This window comes from Peptacetobacter sp. AB800 (assembly GCF_047807365.1).
GTDB lineage: Bacteria > Bacillota > Clostridia > Peptostreptococcales > Peptostreptococcaceae > Peptacetobacter.
Genome location: NZ_JBLOUI010000007.1, coordinates 15,544 through 39,458 on the forward strand (window position 1 = coordinate 15,544; position 23,915 = coordinate 39,458).

The 23,915-nt window shown below is 30.6% G+C and carries 24 protein-coding genes and 2 other annotated features (1 of these 26 running past the window's edge); of the genes, 22 read left to right on the plus strand and 2 right to left on the minus strand.

Annotated features, from left to right (window positions below; all coding sequences use genetic code 11):
• Positions 1 to 7 precede the first annotated feature (7 nt).
• The 3 genes from ACK2WN_RS04005 to rbr all read left to right on the plus strand — a co-directional run bounded on the left by ACK2WN_RS04005 (position 8) and on the right by rbr (position 1,766).
• Entirely contained in the window at positions 8 to 475 is a 468-nt protein-coding gene (locus ACK2WN_RS04005) for an ATPase P (RefSeq protein WP_329999040.1), read from the plus strand.
• A 239-nt stretch (positions 476 to 714) separates the two neighbouring features.
• Positions 715 to 1,125 (plus strand): universal stress protein, encoded by a 411-nt coding sequence (locus ACK2WN_RS04010; RefSeq protein ID WP_201416781.1) that lies wholly within the window; start codon positions 715 to 717, stop codon positions 1,123 to 1,125.
• 101 nt (positions 1,126 to 1,226) lie between these two features.
• Positions 1,227 to 1,766, plus strand: coding sequence for a rubrerythrin (rbr, locus tag ACK2WN_RS04015; protein WP_329999038.1), 540 nt, complete (start codon positions 1,227 to 1,229; stop codon positions 1,764 to 1,766).
• A 102-nt stretch (positions 1,767 to 1,868) separates the two neighbouring features.
• Here rbr and ACK2WN_RS04020 read toward each other — a convergent pair whose 3' ends face one another.
• Positions 1,869 to 2,984 carry a DEAD/DEAH box helicase gene (locus ACK2WN_RS04020; protein ID WP_416154901.1) on the minus strand — a complete coding sequence of 372 codons (1,116 nt, stop codon included), beginning with the start codon at positions 2,982 to 2,984 and terminating at the stop codon, positions 1,869 to 1,871.
• 521 nt (positions 2,985 to 3,505) lie between these two features.
• Between ACK2WN_RS04020 and nifV the strand changes: the two genes are divergently transcribed.
• The 12 genes from nifV (at position 3,506) to proC (ending at position 17,361) form a co-directional block, all read left to right on the plus strand.
• Positions 3,506 to 4,663: a homocitrate synthase gene (gene nifV / locus ACK2WN_RS04025; RefSeq protein ID WP_416154902.1), complete on the plus strand. Its 1,158-nt coding sequence runs from the start codon at positions 3,506 to 3,508 to the stop codon at positions 4,661 to 4,663.
• A 48-nt stretch (positions 4,664 to 4,711) separates the two neighbouring features.
• Positions 4,712 to 6,637 (plus strand): aconitate hydratase, encoded by a 1,926-nt coding sequence (locus ACK2WN_RS04030; RefSeq protein ID WP_416154903.1) that lies wholly within the window; start codon positions 4,712 to 4,714, stop codon positions 6,635 to 6,637.
• Positions 6,638 to 6,665: 28 nt separating this feature from the next.
• Complete coding sequence (locus ACK2WN_RS04035) at positions 6,666 to 7,658, plus strand: isocitrate/isopropylmalate dehydrogenase family protein (RefSeq protein WP_416154904.1); 993 nt, start codon at positions 6,666 to 6,668, stop codon at positions 7,656 to 7,658.
• A gap of 236 nt (positions 7,659 to 7,894) precedes the next feature.
• Positions 7,895 to 8,416 (plus strand): nitroreductase family protein, encoded by a 522-nt coding sequence (locus ACK2WN_RS04040; RefSeq protein WP_416154905.1) that lies wholly within the window; start codon positions 7,895 to 7,897, stop codon positions 8,414 to 8,416.
• 264 nt (positions 8,417 to 8,680) lie between these two features.
• Positions 8,681 to 9,544: a hypothetical protein gene (locus tag ACK2WN_RS04045; RefSeq protein ID WP_416154906.1), complete on the plus strand. Its 864-nt coding sequence runs from the start codon at positions 8,681 to 8,683 to the stop codon at positions 9,542 to 9,544.
• Between the two features lie 26 nt (positions 9,545 to 9,570).
• On the plus strand, positions 9,571 to 10,809 hold the full coding sequence (locus ACK2WN_RS04050) for a glycosyltransferase family 4 protein (RefSeq protein ID WP_416154907.1): 1,239 nt from the start codon (positions 9,571 to 9,573) through the stop codon (positions 10,807 to 10,809).
• 101 nt (positions 10,810 to 10,910) lie between these two features.
• On the plus strand, positions 10,911 to 11,765 hold the full coding sequence (locus ACK2WN_RS04055; RefSeq protein ID WP_300528844.1) for a protein-ADP-ribose hydrolase: 855 nt from the start codon (positions 10,911 to 10,913) through the stop codon (positions 11,763 to 11,765).
• Positions 11,766 to 11,907: 142 nt separating this feature from the next.
• A complete protein-coding gene (locus ACK2WN_RS04060) occupies positions 11,908 to 12,702 on the plus strand; it encodes a DUF6873 family GME fold protein (RefSeq protein WP_416154908.1) in 795 nt (264 codons plus the stop codon).
• 181 nt (positions 12,703 to 12,883) lie between these two features.
• Positions 12,884 to 13,486, plus strand: a complete 603-nt coding sequence (locus tag ACK2WN_RS04065) for a DUF445 domain-containing protein (protein WP_416154909.1) — start codon at positions 12,884 to 12,886, stop codon at positions 13,484 to 13,486.
• Between the two features lie 69 nt (positions 13,487 to 13,555).
• Positions 13,556 to 13,769: a binding site (T-box leader), on the plus strand.
• 95 nt (positions 13,770 to 13,864) lie between these two features.
• Positions 13,865 to 15,781 (plus strand): threonine--tRNA ligase, encoded by a 1,917-nt coding sequence (thrS, locus tag ACK2WN_RS04070; RefSeq protein WP_416154910.1) that lies wholly within the window; start codon positions 13,865 to 13,867, stop codon positions 15,779 to 15,781.
• Positions 15,782 to 16,093: 312 nt separating this feature from the next.
• Positions 16,094 to 16,543: a hypothetical protein gene (locus tag ACK2WN_RS04075; RefSeq protein ID WP_300528834.1), complete on the plus strand. Its 450-nt coding sequence runs from the start codon at positions 16,094 to 16,096 to the stop codon at positions 16,541 to 16,543.
• A 20-nt stretch (positions 16,544 to 16,563) separates the two neighbouring features.
• On the plus strand, positions 16,564 to 17,361 hold the full coding sequence (proC, locus tag ACK2WN_RS04080) for a pyrroline-5-carboxylate reductase (RefSeq protein ID WP_300528833.1): 798 nt from the start codon (positions 16,564 to 16,566) through the stop codon (positions 17,359 to 17,361).
• Positions 17,362 to 17,429: 68 nt separating this feature from the next.
• Here the strand turns inward: proC and ACK2WN_RS04085 are convergent, their stop codons facing one another.
• Positions 17,430 to 17,990 (minus strand): manganese efflux pump MntP family protein, encoded by a 561-nt coding sequence (locus ACK2WN_RS04085; RefSeq protein WP_416154911.1) that lies wholly within the window; start codon positions 17,988 to 17,990, stop codon positions 17,430 to 17,432.
• Positions 17,991 to 18,359: 369 nt separating this feature from the next.
• On the opposite strand from ACK2WN_RS04085, the gene ACK2WN_RS04090 reads away from it, so the two are divergent.
• The 7 genes from ACK2WN_RS04090 to ACK2WN_RS04120 all read left to right on the plus strand — a co-directional run bounded on the left by ACK2WN_RS04090 (position 18,360) and on the right by ACK2WN_RS04120 (position 23,822).
• Positions 18,360 to 19,229: a methionyl aminopeptidase gene (locus tag ACK2WN_RS04090; protein WP_300528829.1), complete on the plus strand. Its 870-nt coding sequence runs from the start codon at positions 18,360 to 18,362 to the stop codon at positions 19,227 to 19,229.
• 275 nt (positions 19,230 to 19,504) lie between these two features.
• Complete coding sequence (infC, locus tag ACK2WN_RS04095; RefSeq protein ID WP_300528858.1) at positions 19,505 to 20,014, plus strand: translation initiation factor IF-3; 510 nt, start codon at positions 19,505 to 19,507, stop codon at positions 20,012 to 20,014.
• Positions 20,015 to 20,042: 28 nt separating this feature from the next.
• Positions 20,043 to 20,240 (plus strand): 50S ribosomal protein L35, encoded by a 198-nt coding sequence (gene rpmI, locus ACK2WN_RS04100; protein WP_006440755.1) that lies wholly within the window; start codon positions 20,043 to 20,045, stop codon positions 20,238 to 20,240.
• A 67-nt stretch (positions 20,241 to 20,307) separates the two neighbouring features.
• Positions 20,308 to 20,664, plus strand: a complete 357-nt coding sequence (gene rplT, locus ACK2WN_RS04105) for a 50S ribosomal protein L20 (protein WP_270840018.1) — start codon at positions 20,308 to 20,310, stop codon at positions 20,662 to 20,664.
• Between the two features lie 284 nt (positions 20,665 to 20,948).
• Positions 20,949 to 22,316 (plus strand): TrkH family potassium uptake protein, encoded by a 1,368-nt coding sequence (locus ACK2WN_RS04110; protein WP_329999065.1) that lies wholly within the window; start codon positions 20,949 to 20,951, stop codon positions 22,314 to 22,316.
• Positions 22,317 to 22,352: 36 nt separating this feature from the next.
• Complete coding sequence (locus ACK2WN_RS04115; protein WP_178411792.1) at positions 22,353 to 23,024, plus strand: potassium channel family protein; 672 nt, start codon at positions 22,353 to 22,355, stop codon at positions 23,022 to 23,024.
• 3 nt (positions 23,025 to 23,027) lie between these two features.
• Complete coding sequence (locus ACK2WN_RS04120) at positions 23,028 to 23,822, plus strand: TrmH family RNA methyltransferase (protein ID WP_006440759.1); 795 nt, start codon at positions 23,028 to 23,030, stop codon at positions 23,820 to 23,822.
• Positions 23,823 to 23,881: 59 nt separating this feature from the next.
• Positions 23,882 to 23,915: a binding site (T-box leader), on the plus strand (it continues 203 nt past the right edge of the window).

Sequence of the window (23,915 nt, forward strand, 5' to 3'; positions counted from 1 at the left end):
GAAGATTATGATAAAAATAGAAATTCCAGGAAGAGGAGATTATGAAATAGAAAATGCTGTATTTGATTACAATGGTACAGTTGCTGTAAATGGAGAGATGAGTGAAAATACTCAAGAAAATTTAAAAAAACTTAGTGAGTTTGTAGATATTTATATATTAACAGCTGATACCTATGGTACTGTTAAGAAAAAATGTGAAAAACTTCCTGTATCGGTTGAAGTATTTCCAACTCACGATGCAGCAGATTACAAAGAAAAAATAGTAAGCTCTCTTTCAGGACAGAGTATATGCTTTGGAAATGGATACAATGATATAAAAATGTTTGATGTTGCAGATTTATCAATATGCATAATAGAAGGAGAAGGATGTGCAGGAAAATTATTATCACATAGTGATATAATTGTAAAATCTATTGATGATGCATTTGAATTAGTATTCAATACAAATAGAATAAAAGCAACTCTAAGAGGATAACTGATTAAAGTAATACATAATGGGTATTAATATAATATACAAATAATTAAATGCAATATAATTAAGTTTTAATGATAAAAATGAATAGAAAATTTGTAAACTAAACAAATATTAAAAAATATTTTAAAAATTATTGATTATATTGCAAAAAAAGTTTTTTAGTGTTATCATAATATTAATAAAAGAATTTTTAGTAAATTTAGAAAAGTTATTCTAGATTTTTGAAAGGAAGATGTGTTATGGCTAAAAAGAAAATATTAGTACCAATAGACGGAACTGAAAGAAGTATGCATTCTCTAGAGTTTATAAAAGGAATATTTGACAAAGATTCTGTAGATATCGAGGTAATGAATGTCAAAGAACTAGTATTTATAGATGGCATATCACTATCTGAAGAAATTAAAAATTCTGAAGCATTAGGTAGAAAAATTCTAGATAAAGCAGAAGAAATAATGGAAGGATACAATGTTAGTGTATACTTCACATTTGGATATCCAGGTGATGAAATAATTAGAAAAGCAAAAGAAGACGATATAGACATAATTGTTATGACTAAATCAACTAAGAAGGGACTAACTAGAATGATAGGATCTGTTACAGCAAGTGTTGTAAAACAGGCTAAATGTATAGTTATGATAGTTCCAGAATAGGATATGAGAATATTAAATTAAGTGTAATATAGTAAATTTAACCCCATATTTTTAATATGGGGTTTCTATAAATTTAAAATAAAAAATAAGGGGGTTTTACAATGGAATTAAAAGGAAGTAGAACTGAACAGAACTTATTAACTGCATTTGCAGGAGAATCACAGGCAAGAAACAAATACGATTACTTTGCATCAAAAGCAAAAAAAGAAGGTTACAACGAAATAGGTGCAATCTTTGCTGAAACTGCAGGTAATGAAAAAGAACACGCAAAAATATGGTTTAAATTATTAAATGGAATAAATTCAACTGAAGAAAACTTAAAAGCAGCTGCAGCAGGTGAAAACTACGAATGGACAGATATGTACGCAGGATTTGCTAAAGTAGCTAAAGAAGAAGGATTTGATCATATAGCATACTTATTTGAAGAAGTAGCTAAAATAGAAAAAGAACATGAAGAAAGATATCTTACTCTATTAAAGAACTGCGAAGAAGAAAAAATATTTGAAAAAGACGCAGAAGTTACAGCTTGGGTATGTACTAACTGTGGACATATACACTTTGGTAAAAAAGCTCCAGAAATGTGTCCAGTATGTGAACATCCAAAAGGATACTTCAAAGTTAAAGATGAATCTTACAAATAAGATTATCTAAGGTAAAATTTTGGTAAAATAATTAAGATTAAAAAACGGGCTATTACATTAACTAAATTTAATGTGATAGCCCGTTTATAATTATCTTACAAATTATATTTCTGTATCGTCAAATCTTACTTTTATTTTGAATCCCAATTTACTTTCTACATCTTCAAGTACTTTTGTATTTTTATCTGTTACAAATGCACAAGTATCTCCATTTTCTCCTGCACGTCCAGTTCTTCCTATTCTATGTATGTAGTCCTCTGCAGTTTCTGGAAAATCATAGTTGTATATATGTGTAACCCCAGTTATATCAAGTCCTCTAGATGCTACATCTGTAGCTATTAGATACTGAGTTTTCATATTTCTGAAGTTCTTCATAATTCTTTCTCTCTTTGCCTGAGAAATATCGCTGTGTATTTTTTCGCAGTTATATCCTCTTGCACCCATATCTTCCTCTAATTTATCAGCTCTTCTTTTAGTTCTACAGAAGATTATAGCCATAAAAGGATTGTCTTCATCTAAAACTTTGCATAAACTGTCGAACTTTCTTCTATCTGTAGTTTTTACAATAGATTGGTTTATTTTTTCTAATGTTACTTCCTGATTTTTTATTTCTATAAAAGCTGGGTCATTTGTATATCTATAGGCAAGTTTTTTAACCTGTGAATCCATAGTTGCGGAGAAGAAAAGAGATTGTCTTTTCTTGTTTGTTTCTTTAAGAATTGCATCTATTTCATTTTTAAATCCCATAAGAAGCATCTGATCTGCTTCATCTAATATGAATACATCTAGATTTTTTAAACTTATTGTTTTTCTATCTAAATGGTCTAAAAGTCTACCAGGTGTAGCTATTACTAAATGAATGTTTCCTTTTAGTTTGTTTACCTGAGATTTTATATCCTTTCCACCGTAAGCAGATAATATATTTAATCCTAGTGGTTCTGCTAGTTTTTCAGCTTCATTAGAAATCTGAAGTGCAAGCTCTCTTGTAGGCGTTAGTATAAGTGCAGAAACATCCTTTTTATTTTTGTTTATTCTTTCAAGTGTAGGAATTAAGAATGCAAGAGTCTTACCTGTTCCTGTCTGTGACTGAGCAATGACATCTCTTCCTTCTTTTATTATTCCAATACATTCCTCTTGGACTGGAGTAGGTTTTGTTATTCCTGATTTTTTTAGAATATCTATAATCTCGTCTTTTATGTTTAAATCTTTAAATTCCATAATTGATTTCCTTTCAAATTAAATTTGTTTAATAAAATTTTAATAAATTAAAAATTACTTACTAAGCATTATAGATTATTATAACACGAAAAGAGTGGATTTAATTGAAATGAGATAAAAAATGAATAGTTGCAATAAAATTATTTGATTAAATGTGAAAATAATATTCTAATACTGCGTTAAATTTGGATAAATTATGTAAAATAAGCTGATAAATTATTAAAAATTAATAACAAATTGCAATTAGAAACGTCGTATTTGTCAAAAAAAGGCTTAAAATTTGATTTTTAGACAAAAAAATGCAAGAAATTAAAAATAAAATTCAAAAAGGTATTGATTTATTTTTATTAAAGGACTATTATATATCCAAGAGATAAATGCAAGATTAAAAAAATAAATTGCATAATTCAAAAAAGTTATAAATTAGTGTAAAATCTAAAAAATAAATCAATGCACTAAAAAGGGAATTTGTTAGGGAAAATAAAAAAGGAATTTAGTTTAAAATTTAGGAGGTATTAAAAATGTGTGTAATTGATAAGTTAAGAAATAGAGAGATAAAGATAGTGGATACAACACTTAGAGACGGTGAACAGACAGCAGGAGTTGTTTTTGCAAATAATGAAAAGATAACAATAGCACAGATGCTTAATGATTTAGGCGTTGACCAGCTTGAAGTAGGAATACCTGCAATGGGTGGCGACGAAAAAGATGCAATCAAAAGAATATGCAAGAGAAATTTAAAATCAAGCATAATGGCTTGGAACAGAGCAGTTATTGGTGATATAGAACAGTCTATAGATTGTGGTGTTGATGCTGTAGCAATCTCTATTTCAGTATCAGACATACACATTCAGAATAAACTAAGAACTTCAAGAGAATGGGTTATAGAAAATATGGTAAAATCTGTTGAATACGCTAAGAAAAACGGACTTTACGTATCTATAAACGGTGAAGATGCTTCTAGAGCAGACGATGATTTCTTAATACAGTTTATAGAAGCTGGTAAACGGGCTGGAGCAGATAGATTTAGATTCTGTGATACAGTTGGAGTTATGGATCCATTTACAATAAGAAATAAAATAGAAAAAATTCATAAAGCAACTAATTTTGATATAGAAATGCATACTCACAACGATTTCGGTATGGCTACAGCAAATGCAATAGCAGGTGCTATAGGTGGAGCAAATCATATAGGTGTTACAGTGAATGGGCTTGGAGAAAGAGCTGGAAATGCTGCATTAGAAGAAGTACTAATGGCATTAAAACATGTTTTCAAATACGATATGGACATAGATACTAAAAAATTCAAAGAGTTATCAGAATATGTATCAAATGCATCAGGAAGAGAATTACCTGCTTGGAAGGCAATAGTTGGAAGCAATATGTTCAAACATGAATCTGGAATACATGCAGATGGAGCATTAAAAGATCCTAAAAACTATGAAGCTTTCGAACCAGAAGAAGTCGGACTACAGAGACAGATAGTTATAGGAAAACATTCAGGAAAAGCAGCTGTAATAAATAAATTCCATGAATACGATATAGAATTATCTCCAGAAATGGCTTCAAAAGTATTAGAAGAAATAAGATCAGTATCAGTTAGAATGAAGAGATCTTTATTCGACAAGGAAATAGTAGGAATATACTACGATTTATTAGCTGACGAAGAAAATGCTTAAGTAGAAAATAAATTCAATAATTAGAAAATAGATTAAGAGGGTGAAAAAATGGGAGAAAATCTCGTATATAAAATATTAAAAAAACATTTAGTAGATGGAGAACTTAAAGCAGGAAATACTATAAGTATTAAAATAGATAACACACTTACACAGGATTCAACAGGAACAATGGCATATCTTCAGCTTGAAGCAATGGGAATAAAAAAAGTTAAGACAGAAAAAAGTGTGGCATTTATAGACCACAATATGCTTCAGCAGGGATTTGAAAATGCAGATGACCACAGATATATACAGACTGCGGCAGATAAATACGGGATATATTTTTCAAGACCTGGAAATGGAATATGCCATCAGGTATATCTTGAAAGATTTTCTAAACCAGGAAATACTTTACTAGGATCAGATAGCCATACGCCAACAGCAGGTGGTGTTGGTATGATAGCTATAGGTGCAGGAGGACTTGATGTGGCACTTGCAATGGCAGGAAAGGCATATAGTATAAAAGCACCTGAAGTAGTAAAAGTAAACTTAGTAGGAAAATTAAACAATATGGTAGCTTCAAAAGATATCATATTAGAAGTATTAAGACGTGAAACTGTAAAAGGTGGAGTTGGAAAAGTATATGAATACGGTGGAGAAGGACTAAAATATCTTTCTGTACCACAGAGAGCGACAATAACAAATATGGGTGCAGAGCTTGGTGCCACAACATCTATATTCCCAAGTGATGAAAAAACTTTAGAATTCTTTAAAGCACAGGGAAGAGAAGATGAATGGATGGAATTAAAACCAGATGCAGATGCTGTATACGATAGAGTAATAGATATCAATTTAAATGAATTAGTTCCAATGGCAGCAAAACCTCACAGCCCAGACAATGTAGACACAATAAAAAATATAGGCAAAATAAAAATAAATCAGGTAGCTATAGGAAGTTGTACAAACTCTTCTTATGAAGATTTAATGAAAGTAGCTCAGATACTAAAAGGAAAGAAAGTTCATAAAGATGTTAGCTTAGTAATTGCACCTGGATCAAGACAAGTTATGGAAATGATATCAAGAAATGGAGCTTTAGCAGATATTATATCTTCTGGAGCGAGAATACTTGAAAATTCATGTGGACCATGTATAGGTATGGGACAGTCTCCAGGAACAGATGCAGTATCTTTAAGAACATTCAATAGAAACTTCTACGGAAGAAGTGGAACACTATCAGCTAAAGTATATTTAGTTAGCCCTGAAACAGCTGCTGTAAGTGCAATAACTGGTGTACTTACAGATCCTATGGAAATGCCAGTTGATTTTGAAAATCTATCAGTAGACAGATTTATAACTGACGACAGTATGATAATCAAACCAGCAGAAGATGGAGATAAGGTAGAAGTGGAAAGAGGTCCAAATATAAAACCATTCCCATTAAATACAGAACTTACTGAATTTGTATCAGGAAAGGCAGTTTTAAAAGTAGGAGATAATATAACTACAGACCATATAATGCCATCAAATGCAAAATTATTACCATACAGAAGTAATATTCCATATCTTTCTAGATTCTGCTTCAGCACAATAGATGAAGATTTTCCAAAGAGAGCTGAGGAAAATGGCGGTGGATTTATAGTAGGTGGAGATAACTACGGACAGGGATCTAGTAGAGAACACGCAGCACTTGCACCACTTTATCTAGGAATAAAAGGCGTAATAGTTAAGAGCTTTGCAAGAATACACAAAGCAAATCTTATAAACAGTGGAATAATACCTATGGTATTTGAAAATCCAGATGATTACGACAGAATAGACCAGATGGATGAACTTGTAATAGATGACGCTATAAATAAAGTAGAAAGCGGAAAAATAACAGTTAAGGATGTTACAAAAGGATTTGAATTTGATGTAATAGTTGAATTATCAGATTCAGATGTAGAAGTAATAAAAGCTGGTGGAAAATTAAATTACACAAAAAAGACAGCTAATTAAAATATATTATGATTGGGAAGTGAAGCTAATGTATAAAATAACACTTATACCTGGGGACGGAATAGGACCTGAGGTAACTGCAGCTATGAAAAAAGTAGTAGCAAAAGCAGGAGTAGAAATAGATTGGGAAGAAGTAAAAGCTGGTATGGAGGTAATAGATGAATACAATACTCCTCTACCAGAATATGTAATAGATAGCATAAAGAAAAATAAAATTGCTATAAAGGGGCCTATAACAACTCCTGTTGGAAAAGGATTCAGAAGTGTAAATGTTGCACTTAGAAAAACACTAGACCTTTATGCAAATGTAAGACCTGTAAAAAGTTTTAAAGGAATAAAAAATAGATATGAAGATGTGGATTTAGTTATAGTGAGAGAAAATACAGAAGGTTGCTACACAGGAATAGAACACAAAATAGGTGACTATGGTGCAGAAACAATAAAAATAATAACAAGACCAGCATGCGAAAGAATAGTAGACTTTGCTGTAGATTATGCTAAGAAAAATGACAGAAAAAAAATAACTGGCGTTCATAAAGCAAATATAATGAAATTAACTGATGGATTATTCTTAGATGTATATAGAGAAAAAGTAGAGGGACTAGATATTGAAGCAGATGATCTGATAGTAGATGCAGCTGCGATGAATTTAGTTTTAAATCCAGAAAAATACGACGTAATGGTTATGCCAAACCTTTATGGAGATATACTTTCAGACTTATGTTCAGGACTTGTTGGAGGACTTGGATTAATACCTAGTGCAAATATAGGTAAAGACTATGCTGTATTTGAGGCTGTACATGGAAGTGCACCTCAGATAGTAGGTCAGAATATAGCGAATCCAACAGCAATAATACAGTCTGCAGTTATGATGCTTAGATACATAGGAGAAAATGATGCAGCAGATAGAATCACAAATGCTTTAGAAAAAGTATTTGAAGACGGAACAGTTTTAACTGTTGATTTAGGCGGAGATGCAAGCACAGACAAATTCGCCGATGAAATTTGCAAATATCTTTAATAAACTAAATTCCCTATATTGAAGGAGTTATTACAATTATTGTAGTGACTTCTTTTTTGTATTTATAATTACAACGATTTTAAGTATAGCTATACAAAAAGTTGGTACTCCAGAGTAAAAAAATTGTTATTTTTTTAATTAAAGTTATTTTTTATAAATATATATGAAAAAATTTTAATTACAGTATAATGTAATTAAGGAAATAAAATATTTCAAAAATGAAGGGGGTATTTTTTGTGATAGATTTCGTAAAAACTAGAAGAAGTTGTAGAAAGTATTCTGATCTTCCAGTGCCAGAGGATAAACTTAAAAAAGTTTTAAAGGCTGGACTTTTAGCTCCATCAGGAAGATCTAAAAAACCTTGGGAATTTGTAGTTACTACAGATTCAAAAAAATTAGAATTATTATCTAACTGTAGAACAAAGGGTGGAGGATTTTTCCTAAAGGATGCTCCGGTAGCAATTGTTATAGCTGCAGATCCAGAATTAACTGATGTTTGGACTGAAGACTGCTCGATAGCAGCATCTTATATGCAGCTTGAAGCTCATAGTTTAGGGCTTGCTACTTGTTGGGTACAGGTAAGACAGAGAGCTCATGATGAAAATCAGACAGCTGAGGAATATATAAAAAATGTTATGGAAATACCAGAAAACTACAAAGTACAGTGCATATTAGGTCTTGGATATTCAAATGAGGACAAAGAATCATACACAGATGCAGATGTAGTTTGGGAAAAAGTTCATTTTGAAAAATTTTAATACGGAAATAGAAAAAGAGTCTAATTTAGGCTCTTTTTTTGTTGCAATTTTAAGCAAAAATTTTACAAAAAATATATTTATTGTAGTAGAATAGAAAAGTAAAGATTTATATAGAAAAAAACTAATAGAAAGAAAAATACAATAGAAAAAACAAATACTATCATAAAAAATATAGTGTTATACTGATTTGTATAGAAAAAATAATTTAAGATATTGATTAAAAAAATAATTGTAAATATATAAATCCAAAAAGGAGGATTGTCTATGAGGCTAAAAATAAAAAACTGTAGCCTTTTATGTAATCAAGGAACAGCACCTTATAATGAAGATGCAGCTGGTATAACACCTTTTGGAGTATGGGTACTTGACGGAGCAACTGGACTTAATGGGAAGAATATAGTATCTGATGAGAGTGATGCAAGATGGTACTCTCAGTGGTGGAATAACTTTTTACATGAAAATATATACAGAAGTGATTCATTAAAAGAAATTATGTTAGATGGAATAAGAAGTATAAAGGAAGAGTATAATGAGCTTGTAGAGGGAAAAGATGTAAAAAAATTAGATTTACCATCTAGCTCTATAGCTATAGTAAAATTTAGAGATGATATGATAGAGTATTTTCTTTTAGGAGATTGCTCTTTCTTCTATAATGATGGAGAAAAAAAAATTATAAAAGATAGAAGCATATGTCATCTTGATGATAAAGTATACGATGAAATGATTAGAATACCTAACTTAGAAAAGCTTTCATTTAATGAAATAAAAGCTAGAGTTATGAACACTATAATAGATAATAGAATGAAGAAAAATACTAAAGATGGATATTGGATTTTAGATTTTAGTGAGGAAGCAATAGAAAATTCTATACATGGATATATTCAGGTAGAAGATGAGATGAAAATAATGCTTGCTAGTGATGGATTTACATGTGCATCTGATAGATATGGTATTTTAAAAGAGGATGAATTAATATATATAGCTGAAAAAATGGGAATAGAGTATATTTTTAATCAGGTGAGAGAATTTGAGGAAGACGACTACAAGGCAATAAAAATGCCAAGATTTAAGGTTATGGACGACTCAACAGCTGTATATGTAGAGCTTTATAATAAAAAAGAAAAGTAATTATATAGAGAAGGAAAGGATTAGAAATGAGAATATTACACATAACTACCCAAAAACCTAACAGTACAGGAAGCGGAATATATATGTGTGGAATGATAAAGGGGTTTGAAAAATTAGGATATGAGCAATCTGTTATAGCTGGAATTGATGTAGATGACAGCATAAAAGAATTAGAAGAACATTTTGGAGCGACAAAATTTTATCCAGTTGTATATAATACAAATGAGTTGGATTTTAATGTTGTTGGAATGAGCGACTCTATGCCTTATAAGAGCACTAGATATAGAGATATGAATGACGAAATGGTGGAGAAATTAAAAAAAGCATTTGAAAAGCAGATAAATAAAGCATTGGAAGAATTTAAGCCTAATATAATAATCTGTCATCATTTATATCTACTTACTGCATTTGTAAGAGAAGTTGTAAAAGAAAAAGATATAAAAATTGCTGCAGTATGCCATGGAACTTGCTTAAGACAGTTAAAAACTATACCATTAGAAAGAGATTATATAAAAGAAAATATAAGAAATCTAGATATGTTATTTGCACTTCATGAAGAACAGAAGAGAGATATAATGTCTGTATTTAATGTTGGAGAAGAAAAAGTAAAAGTAATTGGAAGTGGATTTAACGATAATATTTTCAAGAATAAAAACTATGAAGTTGAAAGAGATTATATTGAATTGGTATTTGCTGGAAAAATATGTAAATCAAAAGGACTTATACCGTTTATAGATTGTTTAGATAGACTAGATTACAAAGATGATTTCATCAAAGTTAGACTTGCAGGTACTGGAAGCGATAAAGAATCTTATGACGAAATTGTAGAAAAAGCTAAAGAAAGTAGATTTGATATAAAATTTTTAGGAAAATTAAATCAGGATGATTTAAGTGAGGAATTCAACAAAGCAGATATATTTGTATTACCTTCATTCTACGAGGGGCTACCTGTTGTTGTACTAGAAGCTATGGCATGTGGGACAGATGTTGTAGTTACTGATATACCAGGTGTTAAAGAGTGGATTGGAGAAAAAATAAATACATCTGGAAAAATAAAATACGTTGAACTTCCAAAAATGAAATCTGTTGGTGTACCAGCAGACGAAGCTATAGAGCCATTTGAAGAAAGATTATCTGATGCACTAGATCAGATGATAAAAGAAAATCTAGATACTACAAATCATAAAAGATTTATAGATATGTCAGAAAAAACTTGGGATGGACTTGCTAAAAGAATGGAAGAAATGATAATAAAAACAAAATAGTATAACGTTTACAAATAAAATTTTAAGTTTGTTCAATATGTGGTACAATTAAGTTAAATAAGAAACTAAAACTGACTTAAAACAGATTGGAGTGATGAGTTATGAAATGGAAAGACTATGCTGAGGATATAAAACTGTTTGAAGAAATAGATAAAACAGTTAAACCACTTACAGAGGAACAGAAAAATAAGAATATAAAAACATTAATTACTTATTTTGCATCTGATGTACCAGCAAAAGTGTATAGCTCAAAAGTTGAACTAGAACCGATAGAAAAATTAAAAGCATTATTAGCAGCTTATCCGGTTAAAAAAATTACTCCGGAAATACTAGCTATGCTTGAAAATATTCTTCTTATAGAAAATGATGTTGAAAATGCAGTTGATGCGAATTCAATAGAAGAAAAAGAAGATAGAATAGCTGTTTGGAAAGGTGATATAACTAAAATAAAAGCTGATGCGGTTGTAAATGATGCAAATAGTTCATTATTAGGAAATAGACAACCATTCCATAAGGGAGTAGATAGTAAAATTCATGCAGCAGCAGGACCAAGACTTAGAGAAGACTGCAATACAATAATAGAAAAACAGGGACATATTGAATATGCAGGAGATGCTAAAATAACTAGAGCATACTGCCTACCTTCAAAATACGTTGTTCATACTGTAGGACCTGTTGTTTTAGGTGGAAATCCTAGTAAAGAGCATGAAAAGCAGTTGCTTCACTGTTATAAATCAGTTCTAAATACTGTAAAAGATATAGATGATATAAAAACAATAGTATTTTGTGGTATATCTACAGGATCTTCAGGATATCCAAAGAAAGAGGCTGCACAGCTTGCAGTTGATAGAGTTAGAATTTGGTTAAAAGAAAATCCTGAAAAAGATATAAAAGTAATATTTAATGTATATGATGATGAAGAAATGGAAAAATATCTAAAAGCGTTAGAAAGATAGTTTTTATATTAAAAGTAATATTATTTAAAAACAAGAGAGTGTTATTAATTAAAAATAATATTAAAACTGAAATATAATTGAATTAGATTAAATTTAGGGCAGTATGATTTTCGTACTGCCTTTTATTTTGAGGTGAGATAATATGAAATTTGTAGAAAGTCCGTTTTGTTTTGATGGTAAATTAAAAACTTGTATAGTAGATGGAAGAATTACAGAAGAATTAGAAAAAAATTTATTGGATAGAGATGTTAGAATAATAAAAACACCAAAGTGCAATGATGTTTACGATGCTATATCATATCATCCAGATATTCAGTTTTTTAATTGTGGAAACGGAAAAATAATAGTTGCACCAAATTTATATGAGGAATATGTTGAGATTTTAAATAATTTTTACTCATCAGAAGAAGGATATGAAATAAAAAATAATAAAATTGATTTGATAAAAGGGGAGAAACATCTAAGTAAAAGATATCCATACGATATCGCTTATAATGTCTGTATTGTAGGGAAATACGCGCTCCATAATTTTGAATATACAGATAAAGAAGTATTAAAATATTTAGATGAAAATGAGTTTGAGAGAATAAACATAAAACAAGGATATTCTAAATGTTCTATATGCGTTGTTGATGATAAATCAATAATAACTGCTGATAAAGGTATAGTAGACAGTATAGAAAAAAGTGGAGCTGATATAGATTATCTGCTTATAGAACAAGGAAATATAGATCTGTTTGATATGAATTTTGGATTTATTGGAGGTTGTACAGGGATATTATCAGATTCAGAAGTTGGATTTTTAGGGAAGGTAGAAAATCATCCGGATTTTGAAAAGATTAAAGAGTTTTTAAATAAATATGGAAAAAGATATGTATCTCTTTCTAAGGAGAAACTTATAGATTTAGGATCTATAATACCAATTGTAATCGAATAGTGAATTTAAAGTGAAATTATAGATTAAAATGATTAAGGTGTTGAATAAATTAAATAGATAGGTATATAATAATATTCTGATGTAGCATAGAAATAGATAACTCTAGATTATGCATATATAAAAATTAAAACGAAATTAATTAGATTGATTAAAAAATATTAAAAGGGAAAGGATGTTTGTTATGAATATATTTTTAAGAATATTATTTATGGCGATAATTGGGGGGCTTATAGGATATATTACGAATGTTGTTGCTATAAAAATGCTATTTAAACCGTACGAACCTATAAAAATACCACTTACCAACATAGAAATAATGGGGTTAATACCTAAGAGAAGAGCTGAAATAGCAAAAAATGTAGCTGAGACAGTAAAAAGAGAGTTACTTAGTGAAGAAGACATATTCAATGGAATAATAAAAGATGAAGATAAAGCAGAAATAGCGGGATATATAAATTCAAAGGTATCCAATATAATAGTTGAAAAAGCTATATTCCTACCATCTTCTTTAGTTAATAAAATAAACGGTTATATATCAGATATAGTTGACAAAGAAGTTGGAAATGCTATAGATGATTTAGGTAGTAACTTTATAGAAAAAGCAAAAGATAGGGTAGATATAGAAAAAATTATTGAAGATAGAATAAATGAGTTTGATATAGAGTATTTAGAAGAGGTTACTGTAAGAATAGCTAAGAAAGAATTAAAACATATAGAGGTTCTAGGACTACTTCTAGGATTCTTAATTGGTATTATTCAGGGCTTAATATCACTTGTTATATAATATTTCAGAAAATTAAAAGCTTTGTATTGTAATATGCAAAATGATGTGGTAGAATGAAATCAGAGTTTTATATTAGCGATGAAAAGACAGAGTAGGATAAAGATCGTCTTACAGAGATTTTGGGTCACCGGCTGAGAGCCCAATAGAAATGAGTTATCTGAAAACTAGCTTGGAGCAGGATTTAGTAGCGAAAGTGAAAGTATCCGGGTGATTACCTTATAATCTTCAAGAGGATGTTTTATACATCAACTTGGGTGGAACCGCGAGCACACTCGTCCCAATTTTATGGGACGAGTTTTTTTATTTCCATAAATTGCAAAATATAAAATTAATATGTAAATTATTATCAATTAATATAAAAAAGGGGAGGACACAATAATGATAAAAGTATCTTTAAAAAACGATGTAAGAGAATTTGAATCAGGTGTATCAGTTTTAGATGTTGCTAAGTCAATAAGTGAAGGTTTAGCAAGAAGTATAGTTGCAGCTGAAGTTGATGGGGAAGTTGTTGGATTAGATACAGTATTAGACAAAGACTGTTCAGTTAATCTTCTAAAATTTGAAGATAAAGAAGGTAGAGAAGTATTCAGACATACTTCATCTCATATCTTAGCTCAGGCTATAAAAAGATTATATCCAGAAGCTAAATTAGCTATAGGACCTGCTATAGACAATGGATTCTACTATGACATAGATTTAGAACATAGTTTAGTTCCAGAAGATCTTGAAGCTTTAGAAAAAGAAATGAAAAAAATAGCTAAAGAAGATTTAAAAATAGAAAGATTTGAACTTCCAAGAGAAGAAGCTATAAAATTAATGCAGGAAAAAGGTGAAGACTACAAAGTAGAATTGATAGAAGATTTACCTGAAGATGCAGTAATATCATTCTACAAACAGGGTGATTTCACAGATTTATGTGCTGGACCACACCTTCTTTCAACTAAGAAAGTAAAAGCAGTTAAACTTACAAGTGTAGCTGGTGCTTATTGGCGTGGAGATGAAAATAGAAAAATGCTTCAGAGAATATACGGTGTATCTTTCGAAAAAAATAAAGACCTTGAAGAACATTTACATATGTTAGAAGAAGCTAAAAAGAGAGATCACAGAAAATTAGGTAAAGAATTAGGATTATTCATGATACCTGAAGAAGGACCTGGATTCCCTCTAATGTTACCAAAAGGTATGGCTCTTAAAAATGCTTTATTAGAATACTGGAGAGAAGTACATAGAGCAGCTGAATACGTTGAAATAGAAACTCCAATAATATTAAACAGAAAATTATGGGAAACTTCAGGACATTGGTATCACTACAAAGAAAATATGTATACTGTAAAAATAGATGAAGAAGATTACGCTATAAAACCAATGAACTGTCCAGGAGGAATGTTATACTATAAGAGCGAAATGCATTCATACAGAGATTTCCCAATGAGAGTTGCTGAATTAGGTAGAGTTCACAGACATGAGCTATCTGGAGCGCTTCATGGATTAATGAGAGTTAGAGCATTCACTCAGGATGACGCTCATATATTCATGTTACCAGAACAGATAAGAGATGAAATAAAAGGTGTAATATCTTTAATAGATGGTATATATAAAACATTTGGATTCGAATATCACTTAGAATTATCTACTAGACCAGAAGATTCTATGGGTTCTGATGAAGAATGGGAAGCAGCTGAAAATGGTTTAAGAGGAGCTCTTGAAGAATTAAATCTTCCATTCGTTATAAATGAAGGAGATGGAGCATTCTATGGACCTAAGATAGACTTCCACTTAACTGACTGCATAGGAAGAACTTGGCAGTGTGGTACTATACAGCTAGATATGCAGCTTCCAAGACAGTTCGATGCTACTTACATAGGACAGGATGGAGAAAAACATAGACCAGTTATGATACATAGGGTTGCATTCGGAAGTATAGAAAGATTTATAGGAATACTTATAGAACAGTATGCTGGTAAATTCCCAGTTTGGTTAGCTCCAACTCAGGTTAAAATAATACCTATATCTGACAAATATGCTGATTACGCTGAAAAAGTTAGAAAAGAATTATTCGACAATGGATTAAGAGTTGAAGTTGACGGTAGAGTTGAAAAAGTTGGATTCAAGATAAGAGAAGCTCAGCTTGAAAAAGTTCCTTACATGGTAATAGTAGGTGAAAAAGAAGAAGCTGAAAACAATATATCTGTAAGATCTAGAGATGAAGGTGAATTAGGTAATGTTGAATTAGCTAAATTCATAGAAGATGTACAGGCTAAAGTAAAATCAAGAGAAAATATAGTAATGGAATAAATTTATAAATCAAGGGTGTCATAAAATTTTGTGACACCCTTTTATTTTTTATAATAGTAATTTTCATCTCCACGGTTCCGACGCCTATTTTAAATAAAAATAGTAGGCGTCTCCAAGTGTCGATGTTTAATTACTATTATAAAAAAATAAAAGAAAGTGGCACAAAATTTTTAATGACACCATTATTTTATATGTGCTAACACTGAAAAGTAATGATATACTATACTAAATAGGAATAAAATTTAATATTCTATGAAAAAATTAGACCATATTAAAAAAATACTATCTGTAAAATTTAAAAGGAGGTAATATATGAATGTATATAAAGTTATTTTTTATTATATTGCCATAGTAGTAGTTTGTATTGTGTTTGTTAGGATGTTGTACGAGTTAGTAACAAAAAAATATAGGATGAGATTGAATTCAGATTATGTGAATAAAAATCCTAAGATACAATATTTTCAAACAACCTTTTGGATTTTAGGAGTTATTTTTTCTGGAATATGTGTTTTTACAATTGGAGTAGCTGGGTTAAAAGATTTACCCTTTGTGTTAAAAAATGAATACCCACATGTGATAGGTAGAGTAGTAGAAGTTGACAAGACATCTCATGGAGATTATTCTGTTATTATTGAAGATGAAATAACAAAGGAAAAAGTTGATATAGGTTTTGTTCATAAGATATTAATAAAAGGTGAAAAAGTAGAGGTATATTATTTGCCACATTTAAAGTTTGGCAGTATATATAAAATGCAAAAGTAATGTTTTGAGGAGGGAATTGTATGAAGTTTGGATTTTTAGGTGTAGGTAATATGGCAGCAGCTATTATGAAGGGGATGTGTTTAGGTAAGTCTTTTGATAATGCTGATGTTTTAGGGTACAATAGAACAGCATCTAAGGTAGAGAAGTTATCTGAGCAGTATGGTTTAACTACTTGTTATTCTGTTAAGGAGCTTATGGAAAATTCTGATGTTGTGGTTTTATCTGTTAAGCCACAGGTGTTACCAGATGTTATGCCAGAAGTTAAAGAACTTTTAAGAGAGGGGCAGTTAGTTATATCAATAGCAGCAGGTAAGGAAATAAGTTATTTACAGGAAAATTTAGGTGCAGATACTCATGTAGTTAGAGTTATGCCAAATGTAAATGCACAGGCTTTGATGTCTACTAGTTGCTTTACTTGTAGCGAAAATGTTACTGATGAAGAAAAAGAAGTTGTAAAAACTATGTTTGGAGAAGTTGGAAGTATAGTTGAGATAGAAGAACATCAATTTGCTGTATTTACAGCTGTTGGATGTGCATCTCCAGCATTTACTTACATATATATAGATGCTTTAGCAAGAGCAGGTGTAAAATGGGGACTTCCAAAAGATGTTGCTTTAGAAATAGCAGCAAGCTCAGTTCTTGGATCAGCTAAGATGGTTATGGAGTCTGATAAACATCCATTTGGATTAATGGACGAGGTTTGTTCTCCTGGAGGAACAACAATAGAAGGTGTTTGTCAGCTTCAGGACAATAACTTCATGAGCACAGTTGAAAAAGCAGTTAGTGCAGTTATAGAAAAAGATATGTCATTAAAATAAAAAATATAAAATAAAATGTAAAAACGGGCTGTTGAAATAAATCAATAGCCCATTTTTTATTATAAAAATTAAAATATTCTGAGATGTTGTAGTAATATTTTTGTGCCTAGTAGTATAAGTACTACACCACCGGCAAATTCAGCTTTAGATTTGAATCTTATTCCAAATAGAGTACCTATTCTTATCCCAAATGCAGATATTATAAATGTAGTTATACCGATTAATATAGCAGCATAAACTATGTTTACTCCTAAGAACGCAAATGTTATTCCAACAGCCATTGCATCTATACTAGTTGCTATAGCTAAAACAACCATAGTTTTAAAATCAAAAGAAGAACTTTCAACATCGCAACTTTCTTCTCTAGATTCTTTAATCATATTTACACCTATAAGTGCAAGAAGTACAAATGCAACCCAGTGGTCTATAGACATAATTCTTTCTTTAAAACTACTTGCAAGAATATATCCAATTACTGGCATAAGTGCCTGAAAACCACCAAAGTATGTACCAGTCAAAAGTGATTTTTTTACATCCCTTTCTCTAAGCGTAAGTCCTTTGCAAATTGCAACTGCAAAAGCATCCATTGAAAGTGCTACAGCAGTTATAAATAATTCAAATAAACTCATAATTTCCTCCTTAAAATTTATAAAATCAGCAACTCAGAATAGTTTAATTTAAAATAAAAATAAAAAAAGACCTATCTACAGCCTAAGCTGCAGATAAGTCTCGTCATTCAAAATAAAGCCAGACAGTCAAACTGCCAGTATGTTGACTAAATTACAATCTTAAAAGATTGCCAACTACTCCCTTATTGCTAAAAATTATCATATAAATATCTTCTAATATTATAAGTGAAATTATTTGTAATTGTCAATTAGAAATGAATGATAAAATTCTTTTGTAAAAATAAATAAACCTTCACATATTAAAAATAAGTGTTAAAATATAAATGTAGATTTAAAATAATTAAAAATAATCGGAAGGAAGGATAACAAATGACTACTAATAGAAATGATAAATGCTGGTGTGGAAGCGGATTAAAATATAAAAAATGCCATATGAACTTTGATGAAAAATACAATGAAATGGCGGCAAAAGGTCATATAATGCCACCAAAATCTTTAATAAAAAATAAAGAACAGATAGAAGCAATAAAAGAAAGTGGAAAAATAAACACAGGTGTACTTGATGAAGTTGCAAAACATATAAAAGCTGGAATGAGTACAGCTGATATAGATAAAATAGTTTACGACTATACAATAGCTCATGGTGCAACTCCAGCACCTCTTGGATACGGTGGATTCCCTAAGAGTGTTTGTACTTCAATAAATAGCGAAGTATGCCATGGTATACCAGATGAAAATATAATATTAAAAGAAGGAGATATTATCAATGTAGACGTATCTACTATAAAAGATGGATATTTCTCAGATGCATCAAGAATGTTTAAAATAGGGAAAGTTAGTGAAGCTGCTGATAAAATAACTGATGTAGCTAAAGAATGTTTAGAAGCAGGTATAAAAGCAGTTAAACCTTGGGGACATCTTGGAGATATAGGTGCAGCTGTACAGGAATTAGCAGAAAAAAATGGATATTCAGTAGTAAGAGCGTTTGGTGGACATGGAATAGGATTAGAATTCCACGAAGATCCATTTGTAGCTCATGTTGGTAAAAAAGATCAGGGAATGGTTTTAGTTCCAGGAATGATATTCACAATAGAGCCTATGATAAATGAAGGAGAGTACGATGTATATGTTGACGATGTAAATGAATGGACAGTATACACAGCAGATGATTCTCTATCAGCTCAGTGGGAGCATCAGATACTAGTAACTGAAGATGGAATAGAAATAATAACATACTAGTGGTATTTTACTTAAAAATTGTTAAAAAATTTATTTCAAAAATAAATTTAAACTTTTTCAAAAAAAGACTTGCATTATGTTATAGAAAGTAATATAATAAATAAGTAAGTTAAAAGACAGCAAGTAGAAATCCGTTTCTCACCTTACGACGAGAGTTAGTAAGTGTTAATATGAGTTAGAAAAGCTTTAGGTAAAAGCTTTATTAGTAATGAAAACTTATATGGCGGATGATTTATCATTCGCCTTTTTTAATATAATGATGGAGGTGGACTACCATTAGTAAGGAAGTCGCAATAAACGAACAGATAAAAGAAAAGGAAGTAAGAGTTATCTCTGCAAATGGAGAACAGCTTGGAGTTATGCCTACAAAAGAAGCTCAGGGATTAGCAAACAATAAGAATTTAGACTTAGTTCTAATATCACCAAATGCTAAACCACCTGTTTGTAAAATAATGGATTATGGAAAATACAGATACGAACAGGCAAGAAAAGAAAAAGAAGCAAAGAAAAAACAGAAAACTGTTAATGTTAAAGAAGTAAGATTAAGACCAGGTATCGAACAGAACGACCTTAACACTAAAGCTAAACAGGCTATGAAATTCTTATCAAAAGGAGATAAGGTTAAAGTAGAACTTAGATTTAGAGGTAGAGAATTAGGTCACAAAGACCTTGGTAAAGAAGTAATGCTTAAATTTATAGAAGCAGTGAAAGAGTTTGGAGAACCAGCGAAAGCCCCTACATTTGAAGGGAACAACATGGTTGTAATAATAGATCCAAAAAAATAGATAAATATTCGAGAGGAGGAACTTTGTCATGCCAAAAATGAAAACTCATAGAGGTGCAGCAAAAAGATTAAAAAGAACAGGAAATGGAAAATTAAAAAGAGCTAAAGCTTACAAAAGCCATATATTAACTAAAAAATCTGCAAAAACTAAAATGAACTTAAGACAGTCAACTTTAGTTTCTGAAGGTGATGCTAGAAGAATAGCTCAGTTATTACCATACAAATAAGAATCGTAATAAAAGAAACGGAAAATATAAGAAGATTTTAAATAATAAATAATGGAGGATAAGAATAATGGCAAGAGTAAAAAAAGGTATGAATGCCCGTAAAAAACATAAAAAAGTTTTAAAACTTGCAAAAGGATTCAGAGGATCTAGAAGCAAATTATATAGACCAGCTAATGCATTCGTTATGAAAGCATTAAGAAATGCATACATAGGTAGAAAATTAAAGAAAAGAGATTACAGAAAACTTTGGATACAGAGAATAAATGCAGCTGCTAGAATGAACGGAATATCTTACTCAAGATTAATGAACGGTTTAAAATTAGCAGGTGTTGAAGTTAACAGAAAAATGTTATCTGAAATGGCTATAGCTGATCCAGCTGGATTCGCTAAACTTGTAGAAGTTGCTAAAGCTAAATTAGCTTAATTAACATTATACTACCGTAAATACAGACTGTTTTGCATAAGCAAGACGGTCTTTTTTTTATGTTTTTTTGTGCTTAAACTTAACAATTTATTGTATTCGATAAGGTTGTTTTTAATTGTAAATTAGAATATAATATATTAATGACATTTAAAATAATTAGTTAGAACTTCAAATGAAAATAAAAAATAAACATAAAATAAAACTGTGTCAGCGGACACAAAAATAAAGTTATATTAAAATGTATAATTTTATGATGTTAGGAGGTATGAAGGAAATTGAAAACGATGCTCAAAAGAGTGGCTTCTTATGGAAGTGGAATGCAGCCGACTCAGGTAATGGTAATCGGATTCGCAACGGTTATATTAGTAGGAGCTATAATATTAAATTTACCGATATCTACGCAAGATGGAGAAAGTATAGGATTTTTAAATGCGCTATTTACGGCTACATCTGCGGTGTGTGTAACAGGGCTAGTAGTAGTAGATACGTCTACTTATTGGAGCTTCTTTGGACAGCTAACGATAATAATGCTTATACAAATAGGTGGACTTGGATTCATGACGGTTACAACAATGTTTGCACTTATAACGGGGAAAAGAATAAATTTAAAAGAAAGACTTTTAATACAGGAAGCGTTAAATCAGAGGGATTTATCTGGTATAGTAAGACTTACTAGATATGTACTTATGATGACATTTACTATAGAGGGGATAGGAGCACTTATACTATCTACTAAATTTATACCAATGTTTGGATTTGTAAAGGGTACGTGGTTTTCAATTTTCCATGCAATTTCTGCATTCTGTAATGCAGGATTTGACCTTATGGGAGCCACAGCAGGTAAATTCACATCTATAGTGTGTTTTAACAATAGTTATTTAGTTATGCTTACAATTTCGGCATTAATAATACTTGGTGGGATTGGATTCCCAGTTTTACTAAATATAATCAGAGAAAAAAGATATTCAAGATATAATTTACATACTAAAGTGGTTATTTTCACTACTATTTCGCTTATAATAGTGGGTACAATTACTATTTTAGCTATAGAGTTTGATAGACCAAGCACTATTGGAGATATGCCTCTACCTCAGAAAATTGTAAATGCATATTTCCAGTCTGTTACATCTAGAACAGCAGGATTTGCAAGTATAGATCTTACTAAGCTTAGAGAAAGTACACTATTTGCAATGATAATTCTGATGTTTATAGGAGCTGCACCGGCGTCTACTGGTGGAGGTATCAAAGTTACAACACTTGCAACACTTTTATTATCTGTTAAGAGCCTTATCCTAGGAAAATCAGATATAGAAATATATGAAAGAAGAATAAGTTCATCAACAGTTAGAAAAGCTATGGTAATATTTGTAGTTGGGATAAGTTTTGTTGTAATAGGAACATTTTTACTATCTGCAACACAGGAACACTTTACATTAACAGCTGCAGCATTTGAGGTTGCATCGGCATTTGCGACTGTTGGACTTAGTATAGGTGGAAGTCCTACACTGACACCTATAGGTAAACTACTTATAATAATGTATATGTTCGCAGGACGTGTTGGATCACTTACAATATTCATGGCATTTATGTCAGGTGGATCTAAAAAAGTTCAGCCAGTTAGATATCCTGAGGGAAGTTTAATCGTAGGATAAAATATTTAGTGTTATTAGGAGAATAGAAAAATGAGTATGAAACAGTATATAGTAATTGGATGCGGTAGATTTGGTGCATCAGTTGCATCAACAATGCATTTATTAGGCCATCAGGTAATGGCAATAGATAAAAATGAGGATATAATACAGAACCTTTCAGATAAGGTAACACATGCAGCTATAGTAGATGTTACAGATGAGCGGGCACTTAGATCTCTTGGTCTAAGTAATTTTGATGTTGCTATAATTGCTATTGGATCAGATATAAGAGCATCTATAATGGCTACACTTATAGCAAAGGAAATGGGTGTAGAGGAAATAATCTGTAAAGCTAAGGATGAATTACAGGCTAAAGTTCTTTATAAAATAGGTGCTGATAGAGTTGTATTCCCAGAAAGAGATATGGGTGTTAGGGTTGCACACAATCTAGTATCAAACAATATATTAGACCATATAGAATTAGACCCAGAATACTCTATAGTTGAAATAGTTGTGCCTAAAAAATGGATGGGTAAATCTCTTATAGAGCTAGAACTTAGAAGTAGATACGAAATAACAGTACTTGCTATAAAGAGTGGGAAAGAAATAAACGTAACTCCATCTCCAGAAGAAAAACTAGAGGGTGGAAATATACTAGTAATAATAGGTAAAAACTCAAGTATAAGAGATATAATAAACCAGAATATTGAAACCGTAGGGAGAAGATAGTATATGGTAGAAATAACTAGTAAAGACAATGAAAAAATAAAAAGTACTAAGCTTCTTCTTAAATCAAAAAATAGAAATAAAGAGAGCAAATTTATAATAGAGGGATATAGAATTCTTACTTTAGCATTTGAGCAGAAGGATATTATAGATTACGTCTTTATAAACGAGGATTTTGAAAATAAAGAAGAACACAGAAAGTTTTTAAAAGAATTAGAAGATGCAAATATAAAAGTATATAAGACAACTAACAAGAATTTTAAAGATATGGTAGATACTGAAAACACTCAGGGGATACTAGCTGTTGTTTCTTATGAAAAGAAAACTCTTGAAAAAAATCTAACTGACGATGATAAATACATCATAGTCCTAGATAGAATTCAGGATCCGGGAAATATGGGGACAATAATAAGAACAGCAGATGCAGCTGGAGCTGATGCGATAATAACTTTAAAAGGATGTGTAGACATATACAATCCAAAGGTAATAAGATCTACAATGGGATCTATATTTAGCATGAACATAATTCCTGCAGAAAGAGATGAGATGTTATCTACATTAAAATCAAAAGGAATAAAAATAGTATCTAGTTGGCTTAATACAGAAAACTGGTATGATACTGTAGATTATGGGAATAAAGTTGCGCTTGTAATAGGAAATGAGGCAAATGGTATAGATGATGTCATAGCTGAAAATTCTGATTTACTTGTAAAAATACCTATATACGGAAGTGCAGAATCTTTAAATGCTGCAATAAGTTCTGCAATTCTAATGTACGAAATCAAAAAATCACTTGTCTAAAATGTTGACAATGTGTTATAATTATGAGGAATTGTAAATACAATTACAAAAATTAAAAATAATTAATGTTGATAGAGAAAAGTACTGTGAACC

Bases quoted from the DNA above. Each gene is read 5' to 3' on its own strand.
- ACK2WN_RS04005 (WP_329999040.1), top strand. From the start codon at position 8: ATGATAAAAATAGAAATTCCAGGAAGAGGAGATTATGAAATAGAAAAT.
- ACK2WN_RS04010 (WP_201416781.1), top strand. From the start codon at position 715: ATGGCTAAAAAGAAAATATTAGTACCAATAGACGGAACTGAAAGAAGT.
- rbr (WP_329999038.1), top strand. From the start codon at position 1,227: ATGGAATTAAAAGGAAGTAGAACTGAACAGAACTTATTAACTGCATTT.
- ACK2WN_RS04020 (WP_416154901.1), bottom strand. From the start codon at position 2,984: ATGGAATTTAAAGATTTAAACATAAAAGACGAGATTATAGATATTCTA.
- nifV (WP_416154902.1), top strand. From the start codon at position 3,506: ATGTGTGTAATTGATAAGTTAAGAAATAGAGAGATAAAGATAGTGGAT.
- ACK2WN_RS04030 (WP_416154903.1), top strand. From the start codon at position 4,712: ATGGGAGAAAATCTCGTATATAAAATATTAAAAAAACATTTAGTAGAT.
- ACK2WN_RS04035 (WP_416154904.1), top strand. From the start codon at position 6,666: ATGTATAAAATAACACTTATACCTGGGGACGGAATAGGACCTGAGGTA.
- ACK2WN_RS04045 (WP_416154906.1), top strand. From the start codon at position 8,681: ATGAGGCTAAAAATAAAAAACTGTAGCCTTTTATGTAATCAAGGAACA.
- ACK2WN_RS04050 (WP_416154907.1), top strand. From the start codon at position 9,571: ATGAGAATATTACACATAACTACCCAAAAACCTAACAGTACAGGAAGC.
- ACK2WN_RS04055 (WP_300528844.1), top strand. From the start codon at position 10,911: ATGAAATGGAAAGACTATGCTGAGGATATAAAACTGTTTGAAGAAATA.
- ACK2WN_RS04060 (WP_416154908.1), top strand. From the start codon at position 11,908: ATGAAATTTGTAGAAAGTCCGTTTTGTTTTGATGGTAAATTAAAAACT.
- ACK2WN_RS04065 (WP_416154909.1), top strand. From the start codon at position 12,884: ATGAATATATTTTTAAGAATATTATTTATGGCGATAATTGGGGGGCTT.
- thrS (WP_416154910.1), top strand. From the start codon at position 13,865: ATGATAAAAGTATCTTTAAAAAACGATGTAAGAGAATTTGAATCAGGT.
- ACK2WN_RS04075 (WP_300528834.1), top strand. From the start codon at position 16,094: ATGAATGTATATAAAGTTATTTTTTATTATATTGCCATAGTAGTAGTT.
- proC (WP_300528833.1), top strand. From the start codon at position 16,564: ATGAAGTTTGGATTTTTAGGTGTAGGTAATATGGCAGCAGCTATTATG.
- ACK2WN_RS04085 (WP_416154911.1), bottom strand. From the start codon at position 17,990: ATGAGTTTATTTGAATTATTTATAACTGCTGTAGCACTTTCAATGGAT.
- ACK2WN_RS04090 (WP_300528829.1), top strand. From the start codon at position 18,360: ATGACTACTAATAGAAATGATAAATGCTGGTGTGGAAGCGGATTAAAA.
- rpmI (WP_006440755.1), top strand. From the start codon at position 20,043: ATGCCAAAAATGAAAACTCATAGAGGTGCAGCAAAAAGATTAAAAAGA.
- rplT (WP_270840018.1), top strand. From the start codon at position 20,308: ATGGCAAGAGTAAAAAAAGGTATGAATGCCCGTAAAAAACATAAAAAA.
- ACK2WN_RS04110 (WP_329999065.1), top strand. From the start codon at position 20,949: ATGCTCAAAAGAGTGGCTTCTTATGGAAGTGGAATGCAGCCGACTCAG.
- ACK2WN_RS04115 (WP_178411792.1), top strand. From the start codon at position 22,353: ATGAAACAGTATATAGTAATTGGATGCGGTAGATTTGGTGCATCAGTT.
- ACK2WN_RS04120 (WP_006440759.1), top strand. From the start codon at position 23,028: ATGGTAGAAATAACTAGTAAAGACAATGAAAAAATAAAAAGTACTAAG.